Source organism: Terrisporobacter muris, assembly GCF_024621905.1.
Classification (GTDB): domain Bacteria; phylum Bacillota; class Clostridia; order Peptostreptococcales; family Peptostreptococcaceae; genus Terrisporobacter; species Terrisporobacter muris.
Genome location: NZ_JANKBY010000167.1, coordinates 1 through 7,606, shown reverse-complemented (window position 1 = coordinate 7,606; position 7,606 = coordinate 1). Strand labels below are relative to the sequence as shown.

At 28.8% G+C, this 7,606-nt stretch carries 6 protein-coding genes; 4 read left to right on the top strand and 2 right to left on the bottom strand.

Annotated elements, in window-relative coordinates; all coding sequences use genetic code 11:
• The 3 genes from NSA58_RS12545 to NSA58_RS12535 form a co-directional block, all read left to right on the top strand.
• A partial coding sequence (locus NSA58_RS12545) for a DUF2953 domain-containing protein (RefSeq protein ID WP_257560517.1) occupies window positions 1-423 on the top strand: 423 nt, incomplete at its 5' end.
• Window positions 420-857, top strand: a complete 438-nt coding sequence (gene ytfJ / locus NSA58_RS12540) for a GerW family sporulation protein (protein WP_039680279.1) — start codon at window positions 420-422, stop codon at window positions 855-857. The genes NSA58_RS12545 and ytfJ, both read left to right, overlap by 4 nt.
• 154 nt (window positions 858-1,011) lie before the next feature.
• The gene (locus NSA58_RS12535) at window positions 1,012-1,149 is read left to right on the top strand and encodes a hypothetical protein (RefSeq protein ID WP_200886402.1); all 138 of its coding nucleotides are present in this window, start codon (window positions 1,012-1,014) and stop codon (window positions 1,147-1,149) included.
• A 60-nt stretch (window positions 1,150-1,209) separates the two neighbouring features.
• Here NSA58_RS12535 and NSA58_RS12530 read toward each other — a convergent pair whose 3' ends face one another.
• The gene (locus NSA58_RS12530) at window positions 1,210-1,944 is read right to left on the bottom strand and encodes an NAD-dependent protein deacylase (RefSeq protein ID WP_039680280.1); all 735 of its coding nucleotides are present in this window, start codon (window positions 1,942-1,944) and stop codon (window positions 1,210-1,212) included.
• A 249-nt stretch (window positions 1,945-2,193) separates the two neighbouring features.
• A complete protein-coding gene (locus NSA58_RS12525; RefSeq protein ID WP_039680281.1) occupies window positions 2,194-2,874 on the bottom strand; it encodes a hypothetical protein in 681 nt (226 codons plus the stop codon).
• Between the two features lie 163 nt (window positions 2,875-3,037).
• Here NSA58_RS12525 and NSA58_RS12520 point away from each other — a divergent pair, with 163 nt between their 5' ends.
• Window positions 3,038-7,333, top strand: coding sequence for a PolC-type DNA polymerase III (locus NSA58_RS12520; protein WP_074429200.1), 4,296 nt, complete (start codon window positions 3,038-3,040; stop codon window positions 7,331-7,333).
• Window positions 7,334-7,606 lie beyond the last annotated feature (273 nt).

Genomic DNA, 7,606 nt, shown 5'->3' with positions numbered 1-7,606 from the left:
TTATTATTCAAATTAATAAGACTAAAAATTCAACTATATCCTTCAAAGAAAATTAAGCGTAAGAAAAAAAGAGGAAGTTTAAAGGATTTAAAAAAATTAGATGGAGAGTTAAGTAATATTATTAATTTGATAAAAAAAGTAAAAATAATAGAAATTTACTCAAATATATATTTTAGCAATAGCAATCCATATGTAACTATATATATTAATGCATTAATTAATGGTATTTATGGAACCATAACAAATATATGTGAATGTGAAAAAATATATTTAAACATAGTGCCTAAGTTTACTGAAAATAATATTAAAGGAAGTGTAAAAGTACATATAAAATTTAGACTAAACACCATGTTTAAGTCTATTCCAATACTTATAAGAATAATAAAATTAAAATTTAAATCTAAGGAAGGTGACAAAAAATGACAGCAACAAATTCAATACAAAGCATTATGGAGACAACTCTTGAGACTATAAAAAATTCCATAGATTCTAATACTATAGTAGGTAACCCAATAAAAGCGGAAACATCTGTTATTGTACCCATATCAAAGGTAACTGTAGGGTTTGGTATTGGAGGAGGGGAGTATAACAAAAGTTGTAAAACTAATACAAATTGTGATGCAAATTTTGCGGGAGGAAGTGGAGGAGCGATTACAATATCCCCTGTAGCTTTTGTTGTAGTAGAAAATGGAGAAACACGTTTAATTTCCTTAGAGGATAATGTTAATCTAGTAGATAATATATTAACAGTAACTCCAAGAATAATAGATAAGGTTCAAAGAATTTTAAAACATGATAGCAATGTTAAGTTTCAAGAGGATATGGATAATAATGTCGAAATAAATAAAAGAAAATAATTAAAAAGAATAAGTTCTATTGCCGTTTTATGTCAAAGAACTTATTTTTTTAATAAATAAATGTAAATTTTAATAAATAAAGGTAATTTTATAGATTTTTTTGGGAATAATATGTATTAAGAAGAAGTAGGACAATAAATGGGAAGGTGTTTCTATGAACATACTTGAAGCTGCATCAATTATAAAAGACTCAGCCGAGAAAATAGCACAAGAAAAGGGTATAAGCGAAGAAGAAGCATATTATGAAGCTGTTTTAATATATAAAGATGTATATGAAAAGGAAAAAGAATAAGGTAAGACCTAATCTTACCTTATTTTTAATATATTATGTAATTTTTATATTTTGACTTATTTATAGTATTACTTGTGAAAGTACTTTTCCTATGGAATCATTAATTACTACAGAGGCTTTTGTATCATAACCTGTGCTACTTTTATTGATAAGTACTATACTATCACCATTAAAGTAGTCAATAAAGCTAGCTGCAGGATAAACCACTAATGAGGTTCCACCAATAATTAATAAATCTGCATTGCTTAAAGCATTAACAGTTTCGTTTACAACAGAGTTATCTAATGGTTCTTCATACAAAACCACATTAGGTTTAACTATACTACCACAAACATCGCAGTAAGGTACATTTCCACCTAAGTTTAACAATTCTTCTAAGGTATAAAACTTTCCACATTTAGTGCAATAATTTCTATGTACAGATCCATGAAGTTCTAAAACATTTCTGCTTCCAGCCATTTGGTGAAGACCATCAATATTTTGAGTAATTATAGCATTTAATTTACCCATGTATTCTAGTTTGGCTAGTGCTATATGAGCATTGTTTGGTTTAGCATCTTCATAGATTAATTTATCTTTATAAAATTTAAAAAAATCTTCAGGATATCGCATAAAAAAGGTATGAGATACTAATTGTTCAGGAGTAAAATTTCTGTTCAATCTTTCATTGAATAAACCAGAGGCACTTCTAAAATCTGGAATGTTAGATTCTGTAGATACACCTGCCCCACCAAAAAATACAATATTATTATGACTATCTATAAGTTCTTTTAATCTTTTAATATTATCATCCATATATAGATACCTCCTAAAATAATATTTATAATATTATAATACCAAATATTCACAAAAATAAGTACAAGTATGCAAAAAAATGTGATTATTTTAATTATTTCAAACAAAGTTATATCAAAATGTATATGTTTTAAGAAAAAAATTGCTTTGTCTTAGCCACTGTGTGGGTAGCCCTTTTGTTTTAGTGTATTAAGTTAGAAGTTCAATATTAAAAAGCTTTCTTGTTTTTAAAGAAAGCTTTTTATATTATCAAACAAAATATCTTTTATATTTAAAGAAAACCTCTAAATTATTTTCTTTTACAATAGTTTTAAGATCACCATAATTGTATGTTGCAAGAGCATACTCTCTAATTTTGGAAAATAAAAACTTTTCATTTTCATTTTTAAAATTCATAATAGTTTTTGCGATTTCCCAGGCAATAGATTCTCTTTTTATTAAATTTTTCTTGAAAGTTACTACACTTTCTTCTAAATCTTTAGGTAAGTTATTCTTATAATAGTCATCTTGAGAAATATCGACATTATAATATATCATTTTTTCAATAATATCAGTCAAAATTTGAGAATGTTCCCATTTATTGTTGGATATACTTTCGTCTAATATATGACCAACTTCATGAGAACAGACACATTTAGCTATTATTCCTAAATTTTCTTCTGATATATGGATATTATAATAATCAAAGGTATTTACATAAAAATAGAAATTATAACAAAATGATAGAAAGCCAATTTTAGTTACTAGTAACAATCTTAGTTTTGGCAGCGCACATATGGGTGTATCTTTTTTATTAGAATAATAAAGATGTACCTTTTTATCTATTTTTGAATTGAATTCTTTTATACAGCTTTTAAATAACTTTTTTCCTCCCAGATTATCATAATATGTGGACATATAATTTATGTCAAAAATATTATCGCATGCCATATTTAACACCGCCTTACTTTTAATTGTGGTCATACTATATAATATTAACTAAGTGATATTTTGAAGCTAATCCCAAAGAATAAATTTTATTTTATTTAACATAATAATAAATTTATTTTAGATGTGATATAATAATTTATCTAGGAAAGGAAGTGATAATCTCATGGATAGTATTAAAGACTATTTAGAAAAGTTAGAAATTAAAAATAGTAGATTAGAAAGGCAGTTAAAAGAAGTAGAAGTATCTAAGGTTGTATATTTTAAAGAGGACAGAATTTTTTATATGTATTTAATATCAAAGGATATAATATCTCATGAGATTCTAGATGAACTTAGAGAAGAATTACTAGGTAAATTGAAATACTTTAAAAATATTAGACTTAAAATTAAGTTTAATGGTTTTGGTAGAAAATCAGAAAAAGATATAGTAAAAGCTTATTGGCATAATATCTTGTATATATTAAAAAAAATCTGCCCAGCTATCGAAGGATGGAAAAAACAAGTAGAATATATGTGTCTAGATAATACACTAAAAATAAAAATTCCTAAAGATATTTTTTATGAAAAATTGAAAAAGAATAATATAGAAGAAGTTGTAAGAAATGTATTATTAGAAGAATTGGAAATTGATTATGAAGTTAAAGTAGAAAAAGCTATTACCGAAAAGATAGATAGAAAAAAAATAATGGAAAAAACTGACAAAGAGATTGAGGAATTAATCAAAGAAATGGAATTTGAAGTGGTATCTGAAGAACATGAAGAAGAAGGATATGTAATTAAGGATGAACATGATGAACATTTAATTTATGGAGAAGATGTAAATAGTTTAGTACATCATATTAAAGACTTAAATCAAAATTCTAAAACTGTAGCTATTGTAGGTGAAATATTCAATATAGAAAATAAAGAATTAAGAAATGGTAAAATACTTTCGATTATGTCTATAACAGATAATAGTAGCTCTATTAACTGTAAATTATTCTTAAATGACTTGAATAAAGATAAAGTACTAGATAGAGTAAAAGAAGGTTCTTATGTAAAAATAAAAGGTGATATATTGTATGATACTTACCAAAGAGAAATAACCATGACTATAAGTGGTATTAGGCAAGAAGAAAAGCCTCAAAGAAAAGATAAATGCAAAAAAGGTAAAAGAGTTGAACTACATGCTCATACTCAAATGTCTTCTATGGATGCGCTTTGTCCCACTAAAAAACTAGTTAAGCAAGCCGCTACTTGGGGACATAAGGCAATTGCCATAACAGACCATGGAGTGGTACAGGCTTTCCCTGAGGCTATGGATGCAGGAAAATCAAATAATATAAAAATACTTTATGGAGTTGAAGGATATTTAGTAGAAGATAATCTACCTGTAATACAAAAAGCTAATGATAAAGACTTATCTCAGACATTTGTAGTATTTGACTTGGAAACTACAGGTTTTTCAAATAAAAATGATAAAATAACTGAAATTGGTGCTGTAAAAGTTGAAAACTTTAAAGTTGTAGATAGATTTAGTCAGTTGATAAATCCTGAAAAAGATATTTCTTATAAAGTGCAAGAGCTTACAGGAATTACAAATGATTTAATAAAAGATAAACCTACTATAGAAGAAGTATTGCCAAAGTTTGTTGAATTCATTGGAGATAGTGTCTTAGTTGCTCACAATGCAGATTTTGATATGGGATTTATGCAACAAAAATGTAGGGAGCAAAATATTGAATTTAAAAATACTTCGGTAGATACATTGACATTAGCTAGAACCCTACTTCCTCATATGAAAAGATTTAGATTAAATCTTATAGCTAAGGAACTGGGAATTCCTTTACTTAATCATCATAGAGCCGTAGATGATGCGGAAGCTACAGCTCATATATTTATTAAGTTCTTAGAAATGATACGTAAAAAAGGTGGAGAAAAACTAAGTGATGTAAATGCAATTTTAGGGGATATAGATTATACAAAACTTAGAACAAATCATGTTACATTAATTGCTAAAAACCAAATTGGGATTAAAAATTTATATAAAATAGTATCTGATGCCCATGTAAATCATTTTTACAGAGCGCCTAGAATATTAAAAAGTGTTTTGGAGGAATATAAAGAAGGAATAATAGTTGGATCAGCTTGCGAAGCAGGAGAAATATTTCAAGCGGTAAAGCAAAATAAAAGCGATGAAGAGATGGAAAGAATAATATCTCTTTATGATTATGTTGAAGTTATGCCAATTGACAATAATAGATTTATGATTGATAAAGGCGAAGTAGAAGGTGAAGAAGAATTAAGAGATTTAAATAGAAGAATGATTGAAGTGGCAAAACGTTTTGGAAAAATTCCTGTAGCCACAGGAGATGTCCACTTTATTGATAAGCATGAAGCTGTATATAGAAAGGTACTTAAGTATTCACAAGGATTTAAAGTAGATGAGGAAGAAACTTACCTTCATTTTAGAACAACGGATGAAATGTTGGAAGAATTTAAGTATTTAGGAGAAGACTTGGCTTATGAAGTAGTTGTGGAAAATACTAATAAAGTGGCAGACTTAGTAGAAGACGTACTACCTATTCCAAATAAAACTTTCCCACCTGTAATTGAAGGTTCAGACGTGGAACTGAGGGAAATGTGTAATGAAAAGGCAGAAAGAATTTATGGTTCGCCTCTTCCTGATGTTGTTAGAAAAAGACTAGACAGAGAGTTAAACTCAATCATAAGCAATGGTTATGCAGTTATGTATATAATCGCTCAAAAACTAGTTGCAAAATCTTTGTCAGATGGATATCTGGTTGGGTCAAGGGGATCTGTTGGTTCATCACTGGCAGCTACCATGAGTGATATAACAGAAGTTAATCCACTTCCAGCCCATTATGTTTGTGAAAATCCAGAGTGTAAATACTCTTATTTCTATGAAATAGGTGAGTGGGGTTCAGGAGTAGATTTACCAGATAAAGATTGTCCTAAATGTGGTAAACCACTAAAAAAAGATGGTCATGATATACCATTTGAGGTTTTCCTTGGATTTGAAGGTGATAAAGAACCGGATATAGACCTTAACTTCTCGGGTAGTTATCAATCAGTAATTCATAAATATACAGAAGAATTATTTGGAGAAGGTCATACTTATAAGGCAGGAACAATAGGTACTGTAGCTGAAAAAACAGCATTTGGTTATGCTAAAAAATTTGTGGAAGAAAATGATTTAAATTCTACATCAGCAGAAGTGCTTAGACTTGCTAATGGATGTACTGGGGTAAAAAGAACGTCAGGACAACATCCTGGAGGCATAATGGTTATTCCAGACTATATAGATGTATATGATGTTACACCTATACAATATCCTGCCAATGATACAAGTTGTGGAGTTATAACTACTCACTTTGACTACCATTCTATAAGTGGTAGGATACTAAAACTTGATATACTTGGGCACGACGTTCCTACCATCATCAGAATGATTGAAGATATTACAGGAAAGATTGCAACAGAAATTCCTCTAGATGATAAGGAAACTATGTCATTATTTACATCTACCAAGGCTCTAGGAGTTACGCCGGAGGAAATTGACTGTCCAATAGGTTGTCTGGCAATTCCTGAATTTGGGACAAAGTTTGTTCGACAAATGCTTCTTGATACAAAACCAACAACATTTGCAGAACTTGTACGTATTTCTGGATTATCTCATGGTACTGATGTTTGGTTAAATAATGCTCAAGATTTAGTTGTGGAAGGAACTGTTGAGTTTAAAGATGTTATATCTACTCGTGATGATATAATGAACTACCTTATATTTAAAGGGCTTCCACCAAAGATGGCATTTACCATAATGGAAAGTGTTAGAAAAGGTAAAGGTTTAAAACCTGAATTTATAGAAGAAATGAAGAAATATGATGTGCCAGACTGGTATATAGGATCATGTCAAAAAATAAAATACATGTTCCCCAAAGCCCATGCCGTGGCATATGTTATGATGAGTTTCAGACTTGCATATTATAAAGTTCATTATCCAGCAGCTTTTTATGCAACTTATTTTACAATTAAAGCAGAAGATTTTGATGCAGATTTAATTGTAAAAGGAATAGATGTTATAAGAAATAAGATGAATGAAATTCATGAATTAGGTAATGATGCAACAGCTAAAGAGAAAAATATGTTAACAGTTCTTGAGGTTGCTTATGAAATGTATGCAAGAAATATAAAAATACTACCAGTAGATATTTACAAATCTGATGCAGCGGAGTTTAAAGTTATAGATGATAATACAATTTTACCACCAATGATAGCTCTCCAAGGAGTGGGTGAAAATGCAGCTATTCACATCCAACAAGAAAGAGAAAATGGAGAGTTTATATCTAAAGAGGACTTAAGAAAGAGAACAAAAATATCTAAAACTGTAATTGAAACTCTGACAATTCATGGATCCTTGGATAACATGAGTGACAAAAATCAACTTTCATTATTTTAATAAATTATAGCTGAATTATAGTATGAAAAATGAACAAACTAAGTATATTAATGTATTTATAATTATAAGGAGGAATTAATATGTTTAGTTTTGAGCCCATAGAGTTAGTAGGATATGGTGCATCTATTTTAATTGCAATATCACTTTATTGCAGAGGCGCCAGAGGATGATTATGAGGAATCTAAGGATGATAAAAAAATTATTCCTGAGATAGCCTTTGTGAGTAAAGACAGAATTGTTATTGAAAGCTTTTTACCTAAAACTTTAAAAAAC

Bases quoted from the DNA above. Each gene is read 5' to 3' on its own strand.
- ytfJ (WP_039680279.1), top strand. From the start codon at position 420: ATGACAGCAACAAATTCAATACAAAGCATTATGGAGACAACTCTTGAG.
- NSA58_RS12520 (WP_074429200.1), top strand. From the start codon at position 3,038: ATGGATAGTATTAAAGACTATTTAGAAAAGTTAGAAATTAAAAATAGT.
- NSA58_RS12525 (WP_039680281.1), bottom strand. From the start codon at position 2,874: ATGGCATGCGATAATATTTTTGACATAAATTATATGTCCACATATTAT.
- NSA58_RS12535 (WP_200886402.1), top strand. From the start codon at position 1,012: ATGAACATACTTGAAGCTGCATCAATTATAAAAGACTCAGCCGAGAAA.
- NSA58_RS12530 (WP_039680280.1), bottom strand. From the start codon at position 1,944: ATGGATGATAATATTAAAAGATTAAAAGAACTTATAGATAGTCATAAT.